The sequence below is a fragment of the Pseudomonas sp. NPDC089569 genome (assembly GCF_050280625.1).
Classification (GTDB): Bacteria; Pseudomonadota; Gammaproteobacteria; order Pseudomonadales; family Pseudomonadaceae; genus Aquipseudomonas.
In genome coordinates, this window is record NZ_JBNNVQ010000002.1 from 78,841 (window position 1) to 102,399 (window position 23,559).

Genomic DNA, 23,559 nt, shown 5'->3' on the forward strand with positions numbered 1-23,559 from the left:
TTGGATTGCAGGCCACGTAGCGCCTCCCTATCGTCAGAATTCAATGATTCAAATCTGATATGGGGTTTTCTATGACGATGATCCAAAAGGCAGGCTACATCCTGCTGTACCTCGTGCGTTGCGCTCAGCATGCGTTTTTTGTGCTGCCCGCTGTGGCCACTACCTTCATCACTGGAGCCGCCGGAATGGCAGTAGTCACGGTTTGTGGCTGGCTGGTGTTGTCAAATCCTGATACAGCAACGTTCAATGATTTTCTCCGGTTCATCCATTCGCCGATCTTAATGTCCTTGATGTGCCTGGGTGGGGTCACCTCTTTGGTGCTTCGATATGTTATTAGTCGCCGCGTCTGCACGTGCGCCTAGGAGTGGACGCATGACGCCCGAACAAATTGAGTGGGCCCGCCAGCAGTTTTGGTTTGATCGCTCCGGTGAGGATGCTGACGGGATGTTTGTCGTTGGGTGGGATAGCTGGGGCAGTCGTAACGCCCTTCTGTTTCGCGACTTCGGCGAGCTCGAGGAGTGGGCGTCTATGCAGCGCGAAATCTCTGATGAAATGGTGGTTGAACCGGATGTTCCTGAAATGACCGCGCAGGCTTTGCGCAGGGCTTTTGTCCTTTGCCTGGTGTTCGGGCTTGGGGCATTTGTGCCGATTTGGTATCTGGTGTGGGGGCCTGACCTGTCTTTCGTAGCCAGGCTGTTTGGGCTATTGGGGGCTATGGGAGGGTTCGGCTTCATTCTGCGAGCTTGGGTGCTCGCCAGTCAGTGGCGTCTGAAGGTCGCCGGCACGCCTGCATGGTGGTCAATCGACAAAGGGCCGCAGGCTACTTGAGGTGGAATCGAGAAGTCGAAGTTAACATCCACTATCAGCCTCGGACGTTAGTCCATCCCGAGATTGAGATCGCCCCAGGCGGTATGGGCGATCTCGATCGACCTTCCTTAACGGCTGGCTTCCTCGGCCAGGATCTCATCAATCACACGATCAGCAAGTTGGTCACGGTAAGCCTGTGCAGCTTTTGTCCCTGTGACCCCGTCCAACTGATCGAGGTATTGAGTCAACAAACCGTGAATGTGCAACAGGCGCTTGTTCGCGGTTTCGTGGTTGAATCGCTCAAATTGAATGCCCAGGCAAACTGAAATGCCATGCCGCGCGGCGGTGAGTACTTCTTCCGCAGCCAATGCCCAGTCCTTGTTCATGGAATGATATGGGGCCGTGTGGAGCAGGCTCTGGCCTATTCGGAAGTCATCGACCAGGTTGGCATTCGTGGGGGAATCCTCACCTTGAGTATGCTCGACAGCCAAGATGTCTATGTAGGTCGAGACCAATTCACGATCGGCATACTGACGCTTGAGTTCAACAGCATGGCCAGCGGAGAGCAGTGCCATACCAGTACGACCCTCTTGATTGATTGCATAGATCCTACCGAGGTTTGGTTTGTGCCAGGACCCTGGGCCGCGTGATTTAATTCGCCGGCCCTAACGCGCCCGTTATCATGTGTGTTTCTGGTAAAACCAAAGGAATACGGTGAAAGCCACCTTAAGGGTTAAACTCCCGGCTCGAACTACCTTCATCTGTTGAGGAAGACCGCGAATGATTCGCTCTGGCACCTTTGCTCCTCCACCAACGCTTTTTCTGCCATTGGCAGATGAGGTTGCGGGCGCTCTGAGCCAAAATCAGGGAGTCAATGCCTTCTTTCTCGGAGCGTCCCACGCCGAGTTGGCGTGTGTCTTACTGCTGCAGAACCTTCCAGCATTAGTGCACCAGAAGGTAACTCTCACAAAGATCGAAGTGATGTTCGAAGGGGCTGTTCGTGCGGGGCTGGCGAAGGTTGCTCCGGGCAATCCCACGTTCGCTTCCCAAGTTCTGGCGCGATTCGATGCGGCCGCCCTCAGCGCCGGTCTTGCTGAACTTCAGATGCAGGGCATCAGCCTTCTTGACGCCGAGACCGTTGCCGCCCGCGAATACCTGGTAGGTGATGGGGGCTGGGATTTTACTTTTTCACAGCGCCACCGCCAGCGGCTGCAGCCTCCGTCCCGTGAAGTTGTGCTCCCCTCCGGCTCCGTTTTTAAAGTGCGGGCCCAGCAGGGGCGAATCCTTGACGAGCTCAGAACAGGCCTGGATGAATCACTCCACCTTCAGGGTTATGCCGGGGTAGGTAAAACGTTCCTGATTTCAAAGATCTTCGAGTTTTTGAACCCGGTTACCACCCTGTTGATGACCTACCTACCCAGTCAGCTGGTCGCCCTCAGGGCGCGTGTGCAACTACCTACAAACGACGCGCAGCTGAATTCGTACACTTTTGGCCATATGGCCAACCTGATCCTCAACAGCGACCGAACTGACCAGGCTTGGAAGCTCACAGACACGCAGCGGGCCCAAACCAATTACCTGGTCACCGATCAACAGATGGCGAAGTGGTTGAAGATCCAGGCGGTAGGGCGTTTGAGCCCCAAGGAAGTGGCCAGTCTGTGTCGGCGGACGATGTACAGCTTCTGCATGACAGGTAGTCGGGAGATCGAGGCGAAGCATTTGCCCGCCACTGGGTATCGACTCAAAGAGGTCGATATCGCGGTGCTGTTGGAATACAGTCGGTTGATGTGGCGTGAGACCGTGTGGCCGTCCTCACCTGAAATCCGATTCCCAGTACGAAACGCTCATCGGATTAAGTACCTGTCCCTGGGAACCGGAAAATTTCCGGAAAAATTCACCCACATCATCGTGGACGAAAGTCACGAAATGTCGGTCCCAATGCTCCAGATACTTGATCGTAGCCCGCAAGCCGTTCTCACACTGGGGGACGACTACCAGCATTTGCACGGGCTACCGTCGCAGCACAGCCAACTGGTGCGACAGCGCAATGTCACGCAATCGCTTCGATCAGGCAAACAAATGGGCGATGTCCTAAACCCATTCATCCAGCTTCACCCTGGAGCGGTCAAAGAGGAGTTTGAAGGGAAGGCAGGGTACCCGACTGTGATGATTCCCTACGATGAAAACAGCCCAATTCCTGAAAAGCCAACCACGATAATTGTGGCTAACGAATGGGGTTTGTTCACCTGGTTCAAGAAGCTGCTCGATGCCGACGGGGACTTTCATATCCCACCGCGGGCTTTGGATGAGTTCCATACATTTGTGGCCGGTCTAGTGCAGCTCCATCGGCTCGGCATTCGCGCCAACCACCGCATGCTCTTCAGGTATGGCACCTGGGATGAACTGACGGCCGCGATGGGAGGCAGCCATGGCTTCCTCGCCGCCAACGAGATGCTCGAGCGAGGTCTCACACTTGAGGCGTTCGTCCAGTTTACCAATGACCACTGCACCGATCCGGGCGCGATGATCAAGCTAGCTCGGGTCGACGACGTAAAGAATCAGGAATTCGACACCGTCTTGATTTCCAGAGACCTGATGCGCCCTCCTAAGCAAGGTACCGCTCACTCCATGGCCAGCGTGTGCTCGACTCTCTATACGGCGGCTTCAAGGGCCAAACACGAGTTACTTCTTCCCGGCAATCTAAGAGATTGGACTCAGGATCTCGCTCGGATGGAGCGAGGATGGGGTGGTGCAGGCAATGATCAAGTTTCTTAGACGCCAACCAACGTTGTCCGGCGTGGCTATTGGATAGGAGGAGCCCATGTTTTACGAGTGCGTTAAATCTGCCTGGCAGGCGGGCCAGGTCCGAGTAGGCCTCCCACCGTTTGGGCACAAGGTTATGGATGAGTCTCGTGTCAAAATCGAGGCTGGTGGTCTGGTCGGGTTTAAGGCCAGGTTTTTGAGTCGGCGTGAGCGACGCAACCTGATCCACCTGGTTATGTGCCAAATGGGGCGGCGGGAACGGGAACTACCGATCGCGATGTTTACACAGTGGATGGCGGATCGTAGGGCAGTGCTGGTAACCGGTCGCTGTGGGGTAGGTAAAACGTGGTTGCTCTCGGTGGCGTTACCAGACGCTGTTTTTGTTAATGGTCGGTCCGCAGATTTGACCAAACCGCATTGGTTTTGGCACCAGATCACTAGCGAGCCATCTCGCCCGCTGGTGATTGATGAGCCTTGGGCATTCCCCCCACTCGTTTTTGAAGAAGTGCTGAAAGTCGTCCGGGCGCAAGGGCGCGGTTACGTGGTGATAAGCCAGGCCGAGGAGGGGGAGCGATTTTTATCCCTGGTGCAGGAAATGACGCCTGCACCCGATAGCGATGCCCCCGGTGCCGATGAAAGATTTACCTGGGTAAGGCTGCAATCATTCAAAGGTACCGAGGCGCTTGCCAAATGGACCTGAGAACGACAGGAGTTTTAGCACTGCTCCGCCCGCTCATCCTGCAACGCTTCCTTGATTGTCGAGATGAGCGCCCCTAAGCGTCCTTGAACGGCTGCCACGTCAACTGCCGGCGGTAGCGGACGTTTCCCCACCAAATCATCAATTTCAGCCAGCTCTGTTTCCGTCAGCGTGGGACTCAACCCGCGGGCAGCGTATTTGGCCAGCGCAGAAAACAATGCATCGACGTAGGTCGCCTGCTCCAGGGCGGCGTGTACGACAAGCGTTTCGGCTTGCTGGTATTCGTCATCGGTATCACCGGAAGTAACCCGGCATAGCTCAGCGAGCGTATGGAACAGGCAGCCCTCCGGGAGAGTGGTTTGCTTGTGCCAGGCCAGTAGATCTGTCGAAAGGGTCGCTACGTTTGCTTCTGCGAAGCGCCGGGCGGTGCTGAGAGGGGATTCTGTGCTCATCCGAGATCCTGCTGTGTGTTTGGATTGAGCGAGTATTTTCGTTGGCGGTGTGAGTGCCAGAAGCATGTGCGGGACTGCCCCACGATAAAAATCTGAAGATTGATCGTCCGGCTACCACCGCAATTGCGGTGGTAGCCTGATTTGTTGGTATTACTGTTTAACCATTAGCTACCGCACTCACTACTTCCGTGCAGTCGTTCAGTAACGTCAGCTCTGTTGCCAGGTACTGCAGCAGCGTTCGATAAAGTGTGGTCTTCCAGACCTTGCAATCTTCGTCGTACCAAAAATGCAGGAAGGCATGCAGCCAGTCTACGGCGTTTGCATGTTCGACTGAGACGGTCGCTGAGAGGGTGTCCACAATGTTGCGCAGTTGGTTGAGATCGGTCAAAACCCGTACGATGTCGTCGATCTGGAGTTCCGCGTTCCCATTGGACAATTTCAAAGCAATTGCCGCAGCAATCAGTGCGTACCGATGAACATCGATCCACAACTCATGTTTGGAAATGGCCTCAAGTTTCGGGATCGCCGATATCCAAAGGCATACGCTGCCGGTGTTTTGCGTGACGTAGCGAGTCGAAATACCTTGAAAGTCAAAATCCTTAAGAAGCCGATGTCGGGGAAGGTCTATATCCAGATCCTGGACCTGTGGGAGCTTCACTGCCTGTGGTGTGGTTTCAATGGTCACGCTGAAGCCTGGAAGGGAAGGTGTACCGGTATCCAGTCGTTCAACAATCAAGGTCTGAAGCTGAGTTGAGCTAAGGCCTGATTCAGCCAGTTCCGCGGCTGTCAGCGTTACGTAGATCTTCATTGTGGGTTGATCCTTTTTATTGGCAACCTGTTGGCAGGTTGTGTGAGGCGTATGGGTCAAATGAACTGGATGTGCTTGAACTGTCGCATGAATTTGGCGAGATCCTTGGCAGCCTTCGTAACCTGTTCCAGATTCGAGCCGACAATCTGAAGGCCCTCCCACTGGCAGCAGTAGCTGGTGTCGTCTACCACATCATGGATTTTACAGAGTCGGGCTAATTCCGCCCTCGACCCGTCATTCACGGATATGTGGTAATCAACGTTGTGAAGATGGCTATCCGTCCACCACCACTGGATTTGGGCCTCGTGGATCGTCCGAAGATCAATGTTCGGTTTGTTGGGGGCCTCAACCGCGGCAGGCAAAGGCAGTTGAGGAGTTGGACGCCAGCACGTCGGTACGATCGCGCTGATCGCCATTCTTGATTCAGAACACGTCGGTATGTCCCCGGCTGTGCTGCACAGGTACCAGCCGCCTCTTACGGGGCTCCCCCAGTGCCGAGGATCAACAAAGCGGGCTGTGCCTTTATCGGTGAGTATCACCTTGTTCTTTGGGGCCGATTTCATCGACCGCCAGTCATCTTGCTCGTAGCGAATATTTACGTTTTTCATCAGCGACCGACCTGTCTGTTGAATTGGCACAGGGCTGCTTTGGCATCGGCACCAACATCATGCAGGAAGCTGGTCAGGGTAGTGTTGGCCACCATACCGCTAGCCACGCTGTCGATCGCCTCGAAGGTAGATTGAGCAATCTGTAAGAATCTCGGAGCGTCGATTCGGTTGAACGCTTTGGTTCGTTGGATAAGCCAGTAGTTGGCGTTGCGCTGTTCGTCGTGCATGGCGATTAGGCAGACGGCCGAAAGCAGATTGTCGCGATGGGCTTCCAGCCGGGCGATTGTTTGCTCAAGGTAAGCTGCAACATTATCCAACGATGGACCATTGCTAATGTCGGTAGGTGCCGACCGGGGCTTGGTGTGACCAGGACTGACCTGCTGCATGGGGATGAACCTCCTAAATAAGTAATGCCATATTTAGGGCGGATGCAGAGTGGCAGAACCCTCGACAAATGAATTAAGTGTGCGGTGACGCTACTGTTGGCGGTGCTGCATCATCAGGTCCTTTCCCTTGGACTGAGTGGGAATGCCCATGATTCGCCGGTAGATCACATTATTGAGGGACTCCTTGGGGTCGCCGAGGTCTGGTCCTGGGCTTAACTCCACGCTAGGTAAGTCATTGAGCATGGCACTATAGATCGGTGTGGTGTCGCGCACCGCCAAATAGCCTTTGTTCAAGTAGAAGTCGATTACCAGCTTGGTTTTTTCAGACAGGCCAGGATAGTCCTTGGCGATTACCGCGTACCCTTCTGCGGTGAGCTCGCTCCCACTGAACCATTCATCAAGATACGTGCTCATGATTTGCCAAGTGCCGTACAGGAAGATCCCAATGAATACAACACTGCCAAATGAAAGCGCTTTGGCCGATTTCAACGGGACGCTACCTGGTGAGGTTTGATGCGGTATTTCATTTCCAGCCTTAGGCATTCATGGATTCCTTGCGTTTGCGTGGCCTTGATGCCCGGGCTTTTGCCATGAACGCGTCGAATTCCTCAGCAGTGACCTCGCGAAAACCCAGTTTGATCGCTTCTTCGTAATATTCCGGTCCGGTCACCGCCCTGGTCGCTTGCGTCTTGTCGTGTACGAAGAACTTCGTCTGAATTGCCATGCTTGTCCTTACTGTCGTCAATCGGTTGTTGCGCTCAGGCTGAATGGCGGGGCATTCATCGGGCAATCTGGAAGTGTTCCATGAAAGCAGCCATCTGTTGGCGATGAGCAGCGAAGTCGTGGCTCAGCACCGGGTCGTCCGCGACTTCGATCATGTAGTCGTTGCCAAACTCAGCTTTCAAAGCCCGATCCAGCATCCAGTCCATGAAAAGTGGGCGGATGACCAAGCGTGCCAGGCCCAGGGTATGGTTTGGCCAGTAGAAACGCTCCGTCGGTGTGGTCACGAACACATTTCCGTCCTCCCAGACCACGTAGTTCACCTGCCAGCTGACCTGATCGGCATCCAGATAGATGCTGAACCACTTTGGTCCACTTGGCGCTTTGCTGGCGCGCGCAAGGCGGCGATCTGTATAGGAGTTTCCCAGCAAACCCTCGAAGGAATTTCCTGGGTAGTACCTCATCCGGTCCTGGCCAACCTGGAGGATGGGAACGGCTTGGTCTATGTGGTGACGCAGGATGCTGAACAGGCGGTAGCCCATGCGCTCTAGCTTGAACGGAGTGGCGTATATTTTCCCACTTGGCTCCATTGGTAAACCTCTGCTACAGAGTGACTTCTAATGCAGTGCCCGCAGGGATGTTTCGTGGGCACTGCAGGGCAGGATCACAGGATAGATCAACTGGGATCTCTCCAATCCGGGTGCTGGCGTCGATCGTTTTACTAACGATCTCGCGGCCGCCGGCGGAGCAGTACTTCACCTCGTACAAGACCACATAACTTTTCTGATCGGCTTCGTCATGGGTCAGCTCGCCGACATAGGTGCATTTGCCCTGGGCCGTTACCCCTTGCACGTGTGTTGTGGTCGGCGTGATGTCGCCCGTCGTTGTTACCTGAACTGTCTCAGCTGAAATAAAGCCGCTGGCGGTAAGAAGCATGGCGCAGAGCGCGGTCGAACGAAGTCTCACCCGGAGTCCTCTGGAAATAGAAAGTCGAACCTTGGCGAGTATACGAAGCAGATACAGGCTCCTCACTCCAAAACCTAGGCTAGAAAATCTGTGAGGCAAGCAGGGGAAGAAAGCCTTCCCCCTAACCGCGATCAGAGCGCCAGGCTGTGTTGCCCGTGATGTGTGCCGGCGATGGTAAGGCAGATGTACTCAGCGCAAAGTCATCAGCCAGCGCTTCAGCACCCTGGCCTTCAGTGCGAGCTTTCACGATCGACGAAAGAGCGTCATGGCTGGCCGGGATAGTCAGGGTGTATCTGATTTTGTCGCCGCGGCGAGAAACGCTCAGTTTCACACTACCGTATTCCCGGTCCACCGCCGATCTGGTAATGCTCCAGAAAGGCCGCGAAGTGCTCGACGTACTCGTCATACTCCTTGAGCAGGATCGGATCTCCCGCAATGCCATGGAGTGTGTCGGGGCCAAATTCGGCAGTCAGTGCCAGCTCCAGCAACCAATTGACATACAGCGGCCGGAGCACCAGATGCGCCAGACCTGATGTCCCATGTGGCCAGTAAAACCGATTCGGGCCTGCTGATACGAACGCGCAACCTTGCCCCCAGGCAACGTAGTCCACCGTCCACCAGATGCCGATCGCGTCGAGAAAAATACTGAACCATTCAGACCCGCTTTCGCCCTTGAGGAAGCGCGCGCGCCAGATCTGCCGGCGAGCGTTGATCGCCATCCCCTCAAATGCTGACCCTGGGTACCAATCGGAGCGGTCGCGTCGGATTTTCAGTACCGGTACCGACTGATCAATGTAGTCCGTAAGAAGGTCCTGAAGGTGAGGGCCCGGCAAAGGCATGGAGAGCGGGTTAGGGTGTCGTTTGGGTTTCATCTGAATTCCGATTGGCAAAGGCGAGCACGCGCTTCAATCACGATCTGTCCGCGCTCCAGGGCCACTGCCATACAGAGGCCACAGTCGCCCAATTCTACGGTACCAGCACTGTCGACGTTGAGCTGAGGATGTCACTGCAGGACACCGCTTGAATTGATGGGGTACGCCGTTGGGTCCGTCAGTTCGCTTGGGGCTGGTACCCCTAGCTTCCTGCAGAGCTTCAGCAATTGGTGCGAACCGCCTTCCTCAAAATCGGCCAAGACATATACAGACCCTGTGCGGCTAACGCCAATTGTATGGTCCGCCACCCGGAACACCTTCGTGATGGGGGTCGTTCGGATCTGGCCGGCGTCAGTGAGGGGGCTGTGACCGAAGATCGTACCAATCGCGTGGTTGCAGTCCCGGGAAAATTTCACTTGGGACAAAACGCCTGTAATCGGCAATAACTCGCGCAAGCCCAGGGCAGTGGCGATATGGGGCGAATGTTGGTTGTAGTTGGAAGACATCGACGGACACCTCATGGCTAATTGAGGAGTACATGGTTGTCTTGGCGGATGTGTGCCAGAAGCGTCGGCGACAATCTTGATGATCGCAGAACCACTTGCTGACTCTGCGATTGGGTAGGTATTTCCTGTTCAGTGATTAAACTGCCTCACTACCACCAGGTACGATGCTATTCATCAACGCTGGCTGGCGGGCGAATCAAAAAAAGACGGACCGGGTGATGCCTTGACGAATTCGAAGTGGTATCCAAAGTCGTCATCGTGTGCCTGCCCATCTGAATCGCCTGCGTTCAGTCGCTTAGTCACAGTCCCTAGTTGAGCGATGATGCTTTTTGGTGTGGTGTGGCGCGTGCCCTGCAGCTTGATGGTCAGCTGTTGAAGAGGGTATGCGTGGTTGATCCAGGCCTGATTTGGTTTTTTGGGCTCTGTGATGACTTTGGGGCTGCCAGTGGCCTGAAACTCGTGTACCGGGCTGTACTCTTTAGAAGCCAACGTATATTCGCATTCGCGGAGACGCAAGGTACTGCTCTCGAGCCAGAGGTTGAGTTGGTGCACTTTTCGACACAATAATGCGCACGCAAGCGATACCGCTATGAGTGCGACAATCAACAACATCAGCATGGTAAATCTCCTCGCGGCCTTGCAATTTGTCAGGTGGATGACCCACCCGGATCGACCGGTATTGTTGTTCGCTCAATGCGCTACAACAACTCAAAATAGGGCTTGGAAATTTACGTAGAGGGGGCAATGCCCTGGGGTCAGTGTGCCGTTTCTGCGGGTGGTTGGTGTAGGAGTGGGGCCGGCGAGTTAGGACGTGCGACGAACTCAACCTTGGGGCCCGAAGCTGCGAAGTGGAATGTTGCGTCTTCTGGGTACTGGTCCAGGATTGCTAGCAGTTCAGATTTTGAGAGCGCGGTGGGGGTTGCACCTTGAATTGCCAGGGTGCCCACCATCACGCCTCGATGACGTGTGCCGACAAGTAGTCCTTGGGCTTCGAGCTGTCTCATCGCCTCCCGAGCGGGCATCCGGCTCACGCTAAACAGATCTGCGACGTCCTGCTGCCGAACTACCGTCCCTGGTATCAGCGTCCCATCCAGAATTGCATTCCGAAGGCGTCGCTCGATGGCTTCGCGAGCCTGGGAGGGGAAGAGTGGTTCAGCCGTGAGCAGGTCATGTAGTGGGCGTTTAGCGGGCATATCTGTTCCGGACGTATTGGTGAATGAGTGAGGGCGGGGGAGCGTTGTATCTGAACAGGGCGCGAGATCGTTCCTTTCACTGGCTCTTCGATGTGTCAGCAGAGGCGTTGTTGTCAGGGTTGGATATGACGTCAAACCGGCTCAGCCGGATCAGTCTCGAGTAACGCTCAGGGCTGATCGGTTTCCCGTCTGCAATATCACGCAGGGCCTCAGTCCGTAGTCGCGCCGGCATTCCACTCCGATCTTTGGTGAGGGAGTGCTGCACCTCACTCAACAGTCGCGCCAATGCATTTAACCTGGTTGCCTCACTACGGACGAAATCCACAGAAGGAATGAACAATTTTGGATTGCGCAATGAGTGATGCCCGGCCTGGAACAATTGGCTGTGCGTCTTAACCGCGTCGACGTTGATCCCAAACCCCGAAAAAGCTATTGCCATCGTCTGTTTCAACGCTGGAGTTACTTCCAAACCTTTACCGCACAAGTCCGGGAATACCGTGGAGGCGTCTTCTTTTGCAGTGCCGCTTTGTGTTGGGAATGGCACGACAATGCACGTTGAGTTTTTCATAAGCCTTGGCCTTAGCGGTCGTCATTGAAATGTAACGGCCGATAAAGCTTTGGCTAGAGAAGCCCCTTGTCGTATTTTTCGATTCTGTTCGCGAAGCCGCGGCAGGGAGGGGCTTGTTTAGGTTGGCTAGTCAGCGTGACGTCGGGTTTACAGGCCCAGCCACACCCGTTTTGTGTCCGCCCAGTCATAGAGTTGCGCAAGCATTTCGTTGAGGTCGGACAGCGGCGTTATGTCATTCTCGCCTTCATAGCTATCGTGCTTGAGTGCCTCCATCCCTTCCACAATTTCGATGATGGTTTCATCGCTTTTGTCGTTGTCAGTCGCGAGCCAGGTGATAGGTAGACGTTCGCGCAGCAGTGCGCCGATTCGGTTGGCTACACTGGCGCAGTGCTCATTCGATTTGTTCTGAGGATCTTCGTGCAACACCGCTTTAACATCGATTTCGTAATCCCAGATCCGTTTTCCGGCCCGACGGCGTTCAGCTGCTACCCGGTGATTTTCCATGATCTTGTCGATAGAGCGAGTCATAGTGAGTCCTTGCAGAGGTGTATTTCGGTACATCTTCAGGGGTGAATTCCCGTGCCACAACCTGGAAACAAAATAAGTTCGCCACATTGAACCCATTCGAGGGGGCCAATGCGTTTCAGGGGCATGAAAAAGCCAGGTTGCCGATAGGTAACTTCGACCTGGCAGCCGGGCCGTGGAATAATGCGGGCACTTCGCCAGCTCTGTTCGATCAGCTGCCGCACCAAACTACCATCCACTCAAAATCTGCACTGCATTGACGTTTGAAGGCCCATTGAATGAAACCCATTGAAAACCCCATTGCACTTCGTGCACTTGATCGGGCATATCGCGCGTCTCGGGTACCACCGAAACCACGCAAGAAAACCGACAGCCGTACTGCCGACAAATTCGTCGTCCGTGGGTATTCGGAATTGTTTGAGGAGATGGCGGGCATTGGTCTCCATCAAGGCCGGAGTATCAACTCCGAGGTGGTAGCGGCGATCCTTGAGGCGCTATCGGGCTTTGAGCGGTCAAGCGCAATGCAGCGCATCCTTACTGCCAATCTCGGTGAGGAGCTGTCTATGCGCGTTCTGGCGGGTGTACCTAATTTTGACCTTAAGGTCTGCACGCAACCACGCGAATTTGTCGTTCGATTCCCGGATGAGGTGCGCGATTCGGTGCGCGAGGATGTGAAACGAATCAGCGATATTCCCCAAAGCCAGCAACCAGTCGGCACCCAGCTCATTGGTCCTGATAATGTGAAGCGGAACGAGCGGTCGATGAACACCTGGGTACTGAAAGCGCTGGTGGCCTGGGTCAAGATTCAGCGCCAACAGTTCGCGCTTCTCAGTGCTGCGATTGAACTTGAGAAAGGGAAAATCGCGCATGAAACGCCTGAGTCTGGGGAAGCGGCTGTTTAATCCATCGCTGGTTGACTCCAGAACTCCAGGAATTGGAAGGCTCAGCACCTCGTTCATTGGTCTCCGTATCGCAGGCGATGGCTCAATCCGCTCAGCAGTAAATTAAAGCCCGCGATGCCGGGCTTTCATCCCTGACGCAGCGCGCTGTCGACAACGTTTTCGAGGTTGATGTTCGAAAGTGACCGTGACTTGTCGACGGCCCGCTGGCAGGCGTCCATCACCGCTTTGGCGATGCGCATATGATCCTCCCCGGGCGCGGCCAAGGCAGGGTTGTCGTGCAAGGTGCCCGGAGAAGCGCTTTCCCCAACCAACGTCAGTGAGGCTGAGCAGATAGCCTTCGCCGCCCACTCATTGGCCTTGAAGCTGGCCTCAATCTCGTCCAGGTTCATGTCCGCCGATATGCCGAGCATCAGGACGAATTGTTCGCCCTCACTCTCAGCGCATTCTTTGAAGACAAAACCCCACTCGACTGTTGAGCCCTTGGGGATGATTTCACTTTCATAAATCATGAATTTCAAATCCTGATGATTGAGGTAGCTTCAAGCAGCTTTGAGGTCTGGCAGCCATTCCAGGTTGTAGGGGCAGCAGTTGTGGATGACACGTTTATTGGCTCTCGTTGGCCGGGCGTAGCACCACATGTATCGGGATGCCGGTTTGGTGCAGGTCTTGTCTTCGTACAGAACCAGATCCGTTTTCCCCTTCACACCGATCGCCTGCGCAAAAGCGTCGGTGGTCGGCTCACGCCGTGCGTAAAGGGTGTGGACGGTGATGGGGGATGCTTTGCGGGCGGCGGATCTACGCATGAATTTATCCCCAAAGTTGATGAGTCCATGTTCGTATTGGCCCGACGGTGCCAGAAGCAGGTATTAAGAAAATTTCGCCGTTAGTTGGTTTACCAAGGTCGGGAGCAAAGCGGGGTTAAGGCAGGACTGGCGATGGCCGAGTCGATCGCCGGCCTTCGCTCGGACCTGGACTACTTACCCAGCGAAGTGAAAAAGGGGATGTTCTTGGTTAGCTCATTACCGCCCCGGGCACCGGGTTTAAATTCGACGGATACGACACGGTTACGGCGAAGCATGAATGCTTGGGCCTGTTCTGGTGAAATTCCGGCGGCAAGCTCCACCTTCTCGGATTCGTCTACATCGAACGTAATACAGACACCGCGTTCGCTCAGTTCCCGCCGGGCGACTTCGAGGAGTTGCAATTCGCACAAGGTAAGCGTGACATTGATGCGTCCGTTGAGCCGTTGCGCTTCGATGATCAAAGCCATCACGGAATCAGGCACGGACCCCATAAGTCCAATGAATTCCGGTGTGGGCTGCGCGGCGCGGGGTTTATTCATAGGCCGGGACATCAGGATTTCCTTTGCGTACAGACAGTGCCCGGCGTCCCGGGCGTGGGTCATTTACTTTTCGGCGAACGGATCTTGTTTCCCATGCGCCGCCAGATAGTTCTTGGCCTGTTTAACCAGTCGGTCGTACTCCGCATCGCCCATGCGTTTCTGCCTGTGAAGCTCCGCGAGTGTTCCGCTCACATAAAAACCTGCAATCGAACGGATACTGACTTTCATAGGGCCACCTGCGGTTTGAGTTTCAGGCCTTGTGCTTGCGCCCATTCTTGAATCGATTGTTCAAGCCATGATGGGACTATTAAGGCTGTCCCCAGCGCCGCCCACTCGGCGTGCGTTACACGCTCGAGAAAGGGGGCCCCGATGAAGTCGGCTGGCATTCTGGGGAAATGGAACGGCTGTTCGCAGTAGGTGGCCACAAACGAGGGGCCATTCGATTCGCGGGAACATATCTCGTAGTTTTTGACCGCGATTTTGGCGATGGCCACGGCGGCAGACATGAACGCACCCTGAAGGTCCTGGGTGCTGATGCCGGTGTAGTGGGTTAGATGAGGCTCGAACATGTACCAGGCGTAGAAAGAGTTGGCCACTGCAGCGCTGACGTTGCGGACCAGCTTGCGAGTTTCCAAGTCTGAAAGACCCATTGGGTGATTGTTGCTCATCGCGAATGCCCTGTGAAAATCATGGGCACATCGTCTACCCGGATACCCCGTGCCTGAACCCTCGCACCTGAAGTATTAAGAACGGAAAACGGCAGAGGCACTCTCCAGTCCTCCGCGATGCATCTCCGATCTGTGGCATTCAATTCACACACAAGCATCAATGCGTCACTTCCTACCTTTGGCTTTGAAAGTCGACCTAGAGAATCGATCCCGTCAATCCAGCGAACCCCGGGTTGCAACAGGCGGGTCAGCCCGCCTTATTGAGGCCGCTTGGCGTGCTGGATTATTTGGCCCATTCCGACCAGGCCTCAGCCGGAAGGTTGTCGAAACTTGCCTGCGAGAGAAACTCATGCCACGAGAGCTGACCGTTAATGAAGCGCTGAGCGCTCGTTAAGGTCTGGTCGTCGACTGTATAACCGGATTGCAGGAGGTCAGCGCGTATCAGTTCCAGCGCTGCCTGGCTGGCGCGAGGAGCGATGTGGCCGGTGGACGACATGTCTGGTTTGTCCTGGGTTTGCACGGCGGATGGACTCAAGGGGCATTTGATTGCCCATTTTCAGAGCTGATCGAGGAGGGTGCCACCCAAAATACACCTTAGAAATTCAGCGTGAGAACAAGCCGATCGGTGCAGCCCAGCTTTCCATGAACTGCCAGCTTTTCCGCATAGCTGGTGTGCTGGAGTGCATTAATGTTGTTCCGCGGTGGGTACCCGCACCTTACGTGGAGTGGCTTTCGGTAGCTCGCCTGGCTGGATGTTTCCCCACGCTGCCTGTGATTTGGTCATTCTCAATGACCGGATCTCATCCGCTTGTTGGTTGCAAATCTTGGCAAGCCGGGCCTGCTCGCGCAGGGCGGTATTGATCGAATTCTTCACCTTGTCCGGATCATCAATTCGGGCCATTACTCGAACAAGCAGCCACGTTTCGCGATTTGTATCGCGACTGTGCTGCCAGGCGGCTGCAACAGTCTGGAACGTGCCGCTGTTCTGAGAAAGGGCGACAGGGCCGCGCTTGGCGATCACCTTGCCGCGGGCGTTTACCCAAAGTAGTCCCCAGCGCTCAGGCACCTCGTCGGGTTGGATCAGGCCCTCGGGGCACATGAAGTAACGATAGAGGCCCATTCCTTCGCCATCGGCCCGGTGTGGCTTCTTGGCGTCGGCCAAAAAGTCGCTGCGCGATACTTTCACCTCAACCACAACGGTCTCCGTTTCGCGCGTAGCTGCGCGAAAGCCAATACTGTCCGGCATTTCACCACCCCAGCCGGATCGGCACTCTGAAAGGGCGACTTGGCAGCCATGCCCGCCTTGGCTATTGGGACGACGAAGCCACTTCTTGGCGACTTCGCAAAGTTCGGAATGAGTCATGACACCCTTAAAATCGCCGATCAATGAGGCAAGGGGTAACCACGGTGCGCGCGCAGTCAAGGCCCTCTGCATATGCGTTCCCATTCTCAGGTTTGGGTGGGGCAGGTTCCAGCTAAAACAGGGGTTTAAAATTCAACGGGGGCGAGGAGGCCTACGCCATCCCTCAGGGACGGAGCCGGCCGGTGACGTAACTCATGCAGCGGATGCAACAGGGAGCTTCACCCATTTGCCGCCCACGGTGTCGTAGCCTTGCCCGGCAAGCATGTTTCGACCGAGACGGGTAGCCAAAAAGTAGCCGTCGTCTTCAATCCCTTGAAGGTCGGCGGTAAGTCCGGCCCTGTAAAAGACCTGCAGAGCGTCTTCAGAAGTTGGTTCCTGGTTAGCCATTCCTACGAACTGCTCGAAGGTTACTCCGTGTTTGGCCAGAGTCGTGTTCGCAGTGTAGATGTCGAGCTCATCAACGATTTTCTGCTCAAGTTCCTTTTGCGCCCGGTAACCGAGTCCTTCGATGCCCAGCATGCGTTCGGTATGCGTTGTGGTGCTCTGCATGAACCAAGTGCCTTTCACCGTAGCGTTGGCTGTTACGAAGAACACGCCGTGACGGTTGGTGATCAGGCAGGCAAAGAGTTCCCCATCCAGACCATAGAAGCGAATGCCGGTGGCCAGGCGCTGGTAGAAGCCACTGACAGTGGCGTCGCCCTGGGTATCAGTTTCGGCGATGACTTTGGTCGCTCGAATCCACTTGTTGCCGGGGGTGTTGATGACATGGGACATGTCGTGCTCCTGATTAGTTGATGAGTCCATTAGAAGCTCGGTCAACGTGTGCCAGAAGCACTAGGTAGGGATACTACTGAATGCGCCCTTAGCCCTACGATAACCAAGAGGGCCTCGGAGCTCTTTTTGGATGCTGTACTGAGCAAAAGCAGGTCGAGGTCACGCTTACTTCGTGCCCCACCAAGAGGTGATGACCCGCTTGCTCGCAGGCAGTAGCTTTTTAGACTTTCTTGATTCCACCAAGCAAGCCGCCGATCGTGCCTTGCAAATCAGCCGGCAGGAGAACGATCTTGGAGTTTTCGCTACCAGCCAGACTCTCCATAGCAGTGATGTAGCGCTCACCGAGGAGATAAAACGCTGGTACCGATTGGTCGCCCATTGCCTGTTTAACCAACGTGATCGATTTTGCTGACGCTTCAGCCAGGGCGATCTGAGCCTCAGCGTCAAGTTTGGCAGATTCTTGGCGAGCCTGAGCTTCCAAAATGGTCGCCTGCTTGGTGCCCTCAGCCTCAATTACCTGGGCTTTTCTTTCGCGCTCAGCGGCTGCTTGGCGCTCCATTGCACCCTGCATCGATTCCGATGGTTTGATGTCTTGTATCTCAACTGAGCGGACAGTGATGCCCCAGTCCTCAGTCTGTTCGGACATCGCGTCCCTCAGTTGTGCTTTGATTTTGTCGCGGCTCGATAGTGCCTCGTCCAAGTCCATTGCACCCACAATGGCCCGCAACGAAGTCATTGTTAATGTCGTGACAGCCTCTTGATAATCTTCTACGCCGTAGGACGCTTTTTGAGGATCAACCACTTTTGCAAAGCAGATAGCATTTGCGAGTATGACCGCGTTGTCCTTGGTGATGATCTCTTGCTGGTCCACTTTCAAAATGATGTCTTTGGTAGGCAAGCGGTAAGCCACCTCGTCCATGAACGGGACTAACAGGTTGAGTCCCGGCTTGAGCGTTTTGCTGTAGCGCCCAAGACGCTGAACGATCCACTCTTCGCCTTGCGGAACAATGCGAACCCCCTGATAAAGAGTAAGAATGGCAAACGCAGCGATCACACCCGTGAGAATTAGACCTGACATATTTTCTTGCTTCCTTGAGTAAATTTTGGCTGAGCCGGCTTAAGCGATTTCAATACGCACAGTGTTGCCTTCAACGGATACGATGCGTACCCGCTCCCCTGATGGAATTTCCGAGTTGGAAACACATACCCATTCCTCACTTCCGAGGATTGGTTTCTGGAACCGCACCCGACCTTTAACGAATTCAGATACTGGGGATGTGAGCAAACCAATTTGACCGATCACGTCCTCAGCGGTCCAACGAGTATCAGGTCCTCGTTTGTTAATGACCTTGAACCAGAACACCACTAACAGCGTCGACAATACAGTCCACGCTAAAAGTTGGTTTGCGAGGGTTAGTTCGGGGCTTGCCCAACATAGCAATCCTACGAGTACAGCTCCGATCCCGAACCACAGTACGAAAAAGCTCATTGTGAAAATTTCCAGAGCTGCCAGGGCAAAGCCCAGAACAACCCAGTACCACCATTGCATTTCCATCGTTACTCCTTTAGCTATTTGCTTGTGCGGGGTGCATAGATTGTCGAGCCTCCTGATCCGTGCTGTTTACAGCAGCGCCTATACCCGCTAAGAGTCATTCTTACGTCGAGTTGTTCTTTTTCAAGACGTACTCAAAAAAGCAAAATCAATTTCGCGCTTTTAATTATGCGACCAACAACACCTGAACTGCCTTCCATTTTCACCTTGAATTTCTAGCCCTCATTTTGGCTACACGACGCCGGTTCTTTGCGATAGCGTTCTGCCCGAAGCGTTTCGCACGCTTTAACGGCGCACCTGCGCTTCGCCTAAAACCAATAATGATTGAGCAATCAATGAGCATTAGTCCTTGCACTGATTCTTTGGGGTCACCGGTCCAGGAACCAGCATATTTCGTCATTACGAATCGAGATGAGACCTACACGTTGGGTGCAGTCCCTGCAGGTAAATTGAAACGCATGGGTTATGGCGTTGGTGATCGTGACTGTCATGGGGACAAAGGCCTGCTCAGTGGCGGCAATTTGGTCGGGTCTCTGTTCCTTGAAAAGGCCCACCAGTTGGAGTACGTGGCCACCTATACCCCAAAGGCAAAACAGATCCCATGTGAGTTTTTCGAGTGGGGGATGGTGTGATTGCGAAAACAGCTGCTCGCGGCCAGGAGACCTCGCAAAGCTGCCTCGAGGCGAGAGGAGCAGCGCAGCCATGAACAACAACGTGTTTGTGCCTCCCTGCTCCTCCTGCAAAGCCTTAAACATGGAGCATCGGTGTTTTTCTCACGTGCCCGGGACCAAAACGTTTAAGCGGAATGGCTGGTATTGCAGTTCTTGTGGCACCGGTCCGCAGGACCTGGTTCCGGCGGCCCCAGTGTGCGTAGAAAGCAGCGCTGCCGCAGAACCGCCTCCAAACTAACCAATTTGGTTCCAGCTGGATAAATCAGGACAACGATGACTATCGACGACGAAATTCAGAAAGTGCTTTCCTCCCCCGGCACAAGCTACTGGCTTCGCCAGTCACTGCAGCAAGCGTTAGATCGGGATTGTGTCGACGCTGCCAATGACGCCGAGTACTTGAGCGAACTCTTGGATCGCCGATGCCAGCCGATCATTTCCCAGGCACCGGGTACCAATGAAAGTTCAGGCAAAAATTGTGGCTGAGATGGGTGAGTAGGCTCTGCACCGCAACGGATTGTCTTGCACCAGCATCGCTGTCGGACTTCTGCAACAACGGATGATTAATGGCAATGAAACGATCGTTAAAACCCCTTCATAGGCTTTCTGCAATTACGGTCCTTCTGGGCCTCTCCGCTTGGGTCACTATTGACACCAGCGCGTATCGCGCTGCAATGCGCGAATTGGGGACACCGGAAATGGTTAGGTTCATCGAGCAGAAGAAGAACGACACTGAAGCTGACGTGCATCGCTTGTGGGCTTGCTCTGATCAGGGTTCAACTGATGATGAATATTCGGCCCGCGCTCGATCCTGTGTCATTGACGCAATGTCAAAAACCAGTACCACAGTGGGTGGTATGACCAGCGGCTATATCGGGTATCAGTGGCTCACAAAAAACCCAAACGACGCAGAACTGCGGGCGGCTGCACTTAGCGCAATCGCTAAGGGTCGCATTGATTTGCGGGCGTCGAAATTGGAGCAATACGACCGCTTCCAGAATGTGGTCAAGGCTAATGACCAGTCCATCTTTCTCCGCTTCATAAAGGGTCGCCAAAATACAAGCGACATGTTCGACAAGACTGCGGATCAGTTGGACCAGGTGGAGTACATGGTGATGTTGCCTGAGGTTTCAAGAGCCCAGCACGAATGGCGGCTCAAGACTTACGCAAGCGAATAACGGAAGTGTGGTTTCATGATGCGCAGCCTGTTGATTGTGGCGATGGTGCTCACTCTGGCTACGGCCGTGCTTGGAGCCACCGTTTATGGGGTGCTGAAGACTTTCCCCGACACGCACGGGTGGCATCAATAGGGCTGGCACACCTCACTATCGGCTCTGCCAACGTTTCCACGTTCTTCAGGTCGACTTCACCGGCTGGCCCAAGACAACTCACAAACCCCGGATAATCCCAGCGCAGGTCTCATTCCATGACTGCTACGACAGTTCTCAACCTCAACGACCTCTGTGAGCTTCTGAGGCGTGCTCTGGAGGCCGACGGTCAAGCTAGTACGGCAGAGGCCCACCTGATGCTGTTGAAGACGTGCCTGGTCCAGAAGCAGCTCGTCCACAAGGTGATCACACTTGAGGGAGGGCTGGAGGTTAGCGACCTATGTGTGCTTTACCCGGTGTATGCCGATTGGGTGACAAACATCGGGGTTCAACTGGGCTTTCAGTGCCAGGATGAACAGCAGGCTGGAGAGTGGGCTCGTGAGATGCCAAACACGCTGCAGGTGTTCATCACACTCCGTCGCCTGGTCATGGCCAGGCTCGAATCCATGGAACGGGCAGAGGTGGCAAAAACCGGCTTTGGCCTGCTTGATGTGGTCGAACGGTCAGTTGCGACCGGAGAGCCCTATGAGCAATCAAAGGCTCGTCTTCACGCGAAAGGGGTAGGTCTGAAGCCAGTGAAATGAGTGCCTTGGCTCGGCCTAGTCCTCGACATCAGCCGATTCAAAGTCTGGAAGGTGCAGTCGGCCCCACCCGGAGCCATCCAACTCGTCACTCTGTATGTTCCAGGCATGTGGCGGTTCATCCGGGTCAAATTTTCCTGAGAGAATGACTGCAAAGGTACTACCCAGGGTCTTCCCGCCATCGGCCAGCTCCACACGGCTCTTGCTCAGGCCGATTTCAGCAATAGGCCCGACTTTGTCGTTCAACTCCAACATCCGGCCGGGACTGTCACACGCCTGACTGATTAATATGTCTTTCCATGATTCATCCACCAAAGAATATCTGACACCGATGCAGCAATAGTCATTGCCGCTGATTTCCTTGTGTTGCGGGAATTGCCACAGGATGAAGAACACGTGGTGGGGCACTTCATCCCTAGCGTATTCCTGAATGAAGTCTCCAAGACAGGCTTTCATCATGAGTCGAACCGATGGATCGTCGTCGGTTTCAGGTGTCCGAGTCATTGAGCCAAGGTAAACCGGTATCCGGCCGAGGTTCTCGTCGACAACTTCAAAAGAGGGCTCCCCTATGTTCGCGTCCTCGCCAATGCTGTTGGGGTCCACGTACCATCCAATGGATTCGAGGCAGTTAGCCCATTCATTTTGATTGGCATGTCCGCACATACGGGCGGTGGTGAACACCCGTAAAGGGCTGGGGAGCACGCCGAGGTCGCTGATCAGTTCCTCATCGAGGTCGTCATCCTCGGCCTTGGCTTCCTCAGCCAGGGCGTCTTCCAAAGTAAAAGCCTTGAAGGGATAGTTCGCCGACGGCGAGAGCCGTTCAAGAATGAACATGGCTATGGCTGGCCTGACGTTCTGCAGGCACACCAAAACGTGCATATACCCCTCAAATCGTTCGCTGGCCCCGTCTTCACCGATGGACTCGTCACAGGGTGTCGGCGGCATTGATTCGATGGCGAAAACCATGACGTCCCAGGAGCCAAAGCCACAAAGCAATGCCAGCACGCTGGAGGATTCTTCCTTTTCGATCTTCAGGGACGTGGCATAGGCATCGACCCACTCGCGGGCCCGGGTCACCGACTTCAAGATAAAGGGTTCGTTTCCCATGTTGCACCCCTGAGCGATCGGGCCAGAAATGATTCGGTCTACTCCACAATGCCCGCGGCGGCAACCCAAATAGTGAGTAATCATCAGTGCTGATACGGCCATAGCCACACTCACTTGCCCGGCGGCGCGGAGGGTGACTCTGATAGGGAATTAGCGTGGAATGGACATTTACCTAAATGTGGATGTCCGGAATTTGCGGGGTGGGGGGAATCAGTACTCAACAATGAACAGCCCGTGGATCGACTGGAATACCGCTTTGTAATCGCGGCCGGACTTGTCTTTCCACTTGCAGCGCCCGGTGCGTTTCATTTCCGCGACGATGTTTTCAGGATCGCCCGGGGCACAGTTTGCGTGCCTGGACTTCAGCCACCGAAGAAATTGCTCTTCTTCCATCCTTGATGCTTCTCCAGTGGCTGGCGGTTGTCGCGAAGGCTTGGTTTGCGTATGTCCTTGGCCGGCAGGCGTAGGGCCAGGAGTTAACGTGCTTTCACTTTTCGGTTGGCTTTTACACGGCGGACCAGAAGGGGCACTTCGACCGTCAAAAGCCAGGCGACGAATGTGTAGGCACCCACAGGGGACGGAGCGAACAGGGTGACGGCCAAGAGCAGGGTAAAAAGCAGACAAAAACAAATGCACACCAGGTTCGGGTTCAAAAACCGGCTAGCCCCAGGCCTTACCGATCGTGCTTTCAGCGAGCGGTACATGAGCAAGAGTTCTGGAATACCAAGAATTCCGAAGGTCAGCAGGCCGAGGGTGGGAAAGTAAGGGGACTCCCTGAAGTACAGCAGCGCGACAAAGCAGCACAGCGCCGCGGATAAAAGCGTCCATCGTAAAAAGCTGCTCATCTGGTAACTCCAAGGCCGATCAATTACCGGAAGTTTATTCGCTTGCTCCGGATGCCGCTATTCAAATGCTGGGTGGCAAATTTTCGAGATAATCTCGCCTTTACGCGTCATTGACGAAGCGCCGTATCCCATTTGGTACCAGGCCGCACGTTGAGTCTTCATCGTGTGAAATTCGACAGGAATTGCCTTTGGGGTTTTGTGCCAGGCCGTTATCCTGATTGCAGTGCAGAAATCGAAAACAGGGGAAAGCTTTGAACAGAGCCAGGCTGAGCGTGCTCGCTGCGGCGTTGATCGCTGGGGGCATAGCTTATGGGATCTGGAAGGAAGACCATCCGGTATCCACTGAGGATCTTCAAGCCTTCGTTTCTGAAGCACCTTGCCATCAAATCAAGGTGACCCATGCGTTGGCGATGACTAACGCAGGCTCCCCGTTGGTTCATGGAGACTTATGGGGCATCGCGAGTGATTGTCGTAAAGAAGCCAAAGAGACGGAAGCAGCATTAACTAAAGCTAAGCAGTGGAAAGCAGTGCAAGACCCGAGCTAAATCGTAGGCAGCT

Annotated in this window: 36 protein-coding genes; 9 read left to right on the forward strand and 27 right to left on the reverse strand. The window is 54.6% G+C overall.

Going from position 1 to position 23,559, the window contains the following annotated elements:
- Positions 1-71 precede the first annotated feature (71 nt).
- Positions 72-362 (forward strand): hypothetical protein, encoded by a 291-nt coding sequence (locus ACQKP2_RS01610; RefSeq protein ID WP_427573839.1) that lies wholly within the window; start codon positions 72-74, stop codon positions 360-362.
- Positions 363-372: 10 nt separating this feature from the next.
- Entirely contained in the window at positions 373-828 is a 456-nt protein-coding gene (locus ACQKP2_RS01615) for a hypothetical protein (RefSeq protein ID WP_427573841.1), read from the forward strand.
- 107 nt (positions 829-935) lie between these two features.
- On the opposite strand, the gene ACQKP2_RS01620 is transcribed toward ACQKP2_RS01615, so the two are convergent.
- Positions 936-1,382: a hypothetical protein gene (locus ACQKP2_RS01620; protein ID WP_427573843.1), complete on the reverse strand. Its 447-nt coding sequence runs from the start codon at positions 1,380-1,382 to the stop codon at positions 936-938.
- A gap of 205 nt (positions 1,383-1,587) precedes the next feature.
- On the opposite strand from ACQKP2_RS01620, the gene ACQKP2_RS01625 reads away from it, so the two are divergent.
- Positions 1,588-3,582 (forward strand): AAA family ATPase, encoded by a 1,995-nt coding sequence (locus ACQKP2_RS01625; protein WP_427573844.1) that lies wholly within the window; start codon positions 1,588-1,590, stop codon positions 3,580-3,582.
- A gap of 124 nt (positions 3,583-3,706) precedes the next feature.
- Entirely contained in the window at positions 3,707-4,270 is a 564-nt protein-coding gene (locus ACQKP2_RS01630) for a hypothetical protein (protein WP_427573845.1), read from the forward strand.
- A 14-nt stretch (positions 4,271-4,284) separates the two neighbouring features.
- On the opposite strand, the gene ACQKP2_RS01635 is transcribed toward ACQKP2_RS01630, so the two are convergent.
- The 13 genes from ACQKP2_RS01635 to ACQKP2_RS01695 form a co-directional block, all read right to left on the reverse strand.
- Positions 4,285-4,719 carry a hypothetical protein gene (locus ACQKP2_RS01635; RefSeq protein ID WP_427573847.1) on the reverse strand — a complete coding sequence of 145 codons (435 nt, stop codon included), beginning with the start codon at positions 4,717-4,719 and terminating at the stop codon, positions 4,285-4,287.
- A 157-nt stretch (positions 4,720-4,876) separates the two neighbouring features.
- Positions 4,877-5,527, reverse strand: a complete 651-nt coding sequence (locus tag ACQKP2_RS01640; RefSeq protein ID WP_427573848.1) for a hypothetical protein — start codon at positions 5,525-5,527, stop codon at positions 4,877-4,879.
- 56 nt (positions 5,528-5,583) lie between these two features.
- A complete protein-coding gene (locus ACQKP2_RS01645) occupies positions 5,584-6,135 on the reverse strand; it encodes a hypothetical protein (protein ID WP_427573850.1) in 552 nt (183 codons plus the stop codon).
- Positions 6,135-6,521 (reverse strand): hypothetical protein, encoded by a 387-nt coding sequence (locus ACQKP2_RS01650; protein WP_427573852.1) that lies wholly within the window; start codon positions 6,519-6,521, stop codon positions 6,135-6,137. Before ACQKP2_RS01650 ends, ACQKP2_RS01645 begins: the two co-directional genes overlap by 1 nt.
- A 90-nt stretch (positions 6,522-6,611) precedes the next feature.
- Complete coding sequence (locus ACQKP2_RS01655; protein WP_427573853.1) at positions 6,612-7,064, reverse strand: hypothetical protein; 453 nt, start codon at positions 7,062-7,064, stop codon at positions 6,612-6,614.
- A complete protein-coding gene (locus ACQKP2_RS01660; RefSeq protein WP_427573854.1) occupies positions 7,057-7,245 on the reverse strand; it encodes a hypothetical protein in 189 nt (62 codons plus the stop codon). Before ACQKP2_RS01660 ends, ACQKP2_RS01655 begins: the two co-directional genes overlap by 8 nt.
- 55 nt (positions 7,246-7,300) lie before the next feature.
- Positions 7,301-7,783, reverse strand: a complete 483-nt coding sequence (locus ACQKP2_RS01665; protein ID WP_427573855.1) for a hypothetical protein — start codon at positions 7,781-7,783, stop codon at positions 7,301-7,303.
- 61 nt (positions 7,784-7,844) lie between these two features.
- Positions 7,845-8,207 carry a hypothetical protein gene (locus tag ACQKP2_RS01670; protein ID WP_427573857.1) on the reverse strand — a complete coding sequence of 121 codons (363 nt, stop codon included), beginning with the start codon at positions 8,205-8,207 and terminating at the stop codon, positions 7,845-7,847.
- A gap of 332 nt (positions 8,208-8,539) precedes the next feature.
- Positions 8,540-9,079, reverse strand: coding sequence for a hypothetical protein (locus ACQKP2_RS01675; RefSeq protein ID WP_427573859.1), 540 nt, complete (start codon positions 9,077-9,079; stop codon positions 8,540-8,542).
- A 680-nt stretch (positions 9,080-9,759) separates the two neighbouring features.
- Positions 9,760-10,203 (reverse strand): hypothetical protein, encoded by a 444-nt coding sequence (locus ACQKP2_RS01680; RefSeq protein ID WP_427573860.1) that lies wholly within the window; start codon positions 10,201-10,203, stop codon positions 9,760-9,762.
- 137 nt (positions 10,204-10,340) lie between these two features.
- Positions 10,341-10,778: a GntR family transcriptional regulator gene (locus ACQKP2_RS01685; protein ID WP_427573861.1), complete on the reverse strand. Its 438-nt coding sequence runs from the start codon at positions 10,776-10,778 to the stop codon at positions 10,341-10,343.
- A gap of 76 nt (positions 10,779-10,854) precedes the next feature.
- Positions 10,855-11,346 (reverse strand): hypothetical protein, encoded by a 492-nt coding sequence (locus ACQKP2_RS01690; protein ID WP_427573863.1) that lies wholly within the window; start codon positions 11,344-11,346, stop codon positions 10,855-10,857.
- Positions 11,347-11,493: 147 nt separating this feature from the next.
- Positions 11,494-11,874, reverse strand: a complete 381-nt coding sequence (locus ACQKP2_RS01695) for a hypothetical protein (protein ID WP_427573864.1) — start codon at positions 11,872-11,874, stop codon at positions 11,494-11,496.
- Between the two features lie 275 nt (positions 11,875-12,149).
- On the opposite strand from ACQKP2_RS01695, the gene ACQKP2_RS01700 reads away from it, so the two are divergent.
- Positions 12,150-12,773, forward strand: a complete 624-nt coding sequence (locus ACQKP2_RS01700; RefSeq protein ID WP_427573865.1) for an Arc family DNA-binding protein — start codon at positions 12,150-12,152, stop codon at positions 12,771-12,773.
- Positions 12,774-12,898: 125 nt separating this feature from the next.
- Here the strand turns inward: ACQKP2_RS01700 and ACQKP2_RS01705 are convergent, their stop codons facing one another.
- The 10 genes from ACQKP2_RS01705 to ACQKP2_RS01750 form a co-directional block, all read right to left on the reverse strand.
- Positions 12,899-13,282, reverse strand: a complete 384-nt coding sequence (locus ACQKP2_RS01705) for a hypothetical protein (protein WP_427573866.1) — start codon at positions 13,280-13,282, stop codon at positions 12,899-12,901.
- Positions 13,283-13,312: 30 nt separating this feature from the next.
- Entirely contained in the window at positions 13,313-13,576 is a 264-nt protein-coding gene (locus ACQKP2_RS01710; RefSeq protein ID WP_427573867.1) for a hypothetical protein, read from the reverse strand.
- Between the two features lie 170 nt (positions 13,577-13,746).
- Positions 13,747-14,127 carry a hypothetical protein gene (locus tag ACQKP2_RS01715; protein WP_427573868.1) on the reverse strand — a complete coding sequence of 127 codons (381 nt, stop codon included), beginning with the start codon at positions 14,125-14,127 and terminating at the stop codon, positions 13,747-13,749.
- A 51-nt stretch (positions 14,128-14,178) separates the two neighbouring features.
- Positions 14,179-14,343 (reverse strand): hypothetical protein, encoded by a 165-nt coding sequence (locus ACQKP2_RS01720; protein WP_427573870.1) that lies wholly within the window; start codon positions 14,341-14,343, stop codon positions 14,179-14,181.
- On the reverse strand, positions 14,340-14,783 hold the full coding sequence (locus ACQKP2_RS01725) for a hypothetical protein (RefSeq protein ID WP_427573871.1): 444 nt from the start codon (positions 14,781-14,783) through the stop codon (positions 14,340-14,342). Before ACQKP2_RS01725 ends, ACQKP2_RS01720 begins: the two co-directional genes overlap by 4 nt.
- Before the next feature lie 283 nt (positions 14,784-15,066).
- Positions 15,067-15,279 (reverse strand): hypothetical protein, encoded by a 213-nt coding sequence (locus ACQKP2_RS01730; protein ID WP_427573872.1) that lies wholly within the window; start codon positions 15,277-15,279, stop codon positions 15,067-15,069.
- A 189-nt stretch (positions 15,280-15,468) separates the two neighbouring features.
- Positions 15,469-16,146 (reverse strand): adenylosuccinate synthase, encoded by a 678-nt coding sequence (locus tag ACQKP2_RS01735; protein WP_427573874.1) that lies wholly within the window; start codon positions 16,144-16,146, stop codon positions 15,469-15,471.
- Between the two features lie 192 nt (positions 16,147-16,338).
- On the reverse strand, positions 16,339-16,920 hold the full coding sequence (locus tag ACQKP2_RS01740; protein ID WP_427573875.1) for a hypothetical protein: 582 nt from the start codon (positions 16,918-16,920) through the stop codon (positions 16,339-16,341).
- Positions 16,921-17,140: 220 nt separating this feature from the next.
- A complete protein-coding gene (locus tag ACQKP2_RS01745) occupies positions 17,141-17,998 on the reverse strand; it encodes an SPFH domain-containing protein (protein ID WP_427573877.1) in 858 nt (285 codons plus the stop codon).
- Between the two features lie 39 nt (positions 17,999-18,037).
- Positions 18,038-18,475 carry an NfeD family protein gene (locus ACQKP2_RS01750; RefSeq protein WP_427573878.1) on the reverse strand — a complete coding sequence of 146 codons (438 nt, stop codon included), beginning with the start codon at positions 18,473-18,475 and terminating at the stop codon, positions 18,038-18,040.
- Positions 18,476-19,416: 941 nt separating this feature from the next.
- Between ACQKP2_RS01750 and ACQKP2_RS01755 the strand changes: the two genes are divergently transcribed.
- The 3 genes from ACQKP2_RS01755 (at position 19,417) to ACQKP2_RS01765 (ending at position 21,052) form a co-directional block, all read left to right on the forward strand.
- Positions 19,417-19,626 carry a hypothetical protein gene (locus tag ACQKP2_RS01755; protein ID WP_427573880.1) on the forward strand — a complete coding sequence of 70 codons (210 nt, stop codon included), beginning with the start codon at positions 19,417-19,419 and terminating at the stop codon, positions 19,624-19,626.
- Between the two features lie 86 nt (positions 19,627-19,712).
- Positions 19,713-20,318 carry a hypothetical protein gene (locus ACQKP2_RS01760; RefSeq protein ID WP_427573882.1) on the forward strand — a complete coding sequence of 202 codons (606 nt, stop codon included), beginning with the start codon at positions 19,713-19,715 and terminating at the stop codon, positions 20,316-20,318.
- A gap of 248 nt (positions 20,319-20,566) precedes the next feature.
- The gene (locus tag ACQKP2_RS01765) at positions 20,567-21,052 is read left to right on the forward strand and encodes a hypothetical protein (RefSeq protein ID WP_427573883.1); all 486 of its coding nucleotides are present in this window, start codon (positions 20,567-20,569) and stop codon (positions 21,050-21,052) included.
- A gap of 15 nt (positions 21,053-21,067) precedes the next feature.
- Here ACQKP2_RS01765 and ACQKP2_RS01770 read toward each other — a convergent pair whose 3' ends face one another.
- The 3 genes from ACQKP2_RS01770 to ACQKP2_RS01780 form a co-directional block, all read right to left on the reverse strand.
- Positions 21,068-22,156, reverse strand: a complete 1,089-nt coding sequence (locus ACQKP2_RS01770; protein WP_427573885.1) for a hypothetical protein — start codon at positions 22,154-22,156, stop codon at positions 21,068-21,070.
- Positions 22,157-22,366: 210 nt separating this feature from the next.
- Positions 22,367-22,549, reverse strand: a complete 183-nt coding sequence (locus tag ACQKP2_RS01775) for a hypothetical protein (protein ID WP_427573887.1) — start codon at positions 22,547-22,549, stop codon at positions 22,367-22,369.
- An 83-nt stretch (positions 22,550-22,632) separates the two neighbouring features.
- Entirely contained in the window at positions 22,633-23,001 is a 369-nt protein-coding gene (locus ACQKP2_RS01780) for a hypothetical protein (RefSeq protein ID WP_427573888.1), read from the reverse strand.
- A gap of 251 nt (positions 23,002-23,252) precedes the next feature.
- On the opposite strand from ACQKP2_RS01780, the gene ACQKP2_RS01785 reads away from it, so the two are divergent.
- Entirely contained in the window at positions 23,253-23,546 is a 294-nt protein-coding gene (locus tag ACQKP2_RS01785) for a hypothetical protein (protein WP_427573890.1), read from the forward strand.
- The last annotated feature ends 13 nt before the right edge of the window (positions 23,547-23,559 follow it).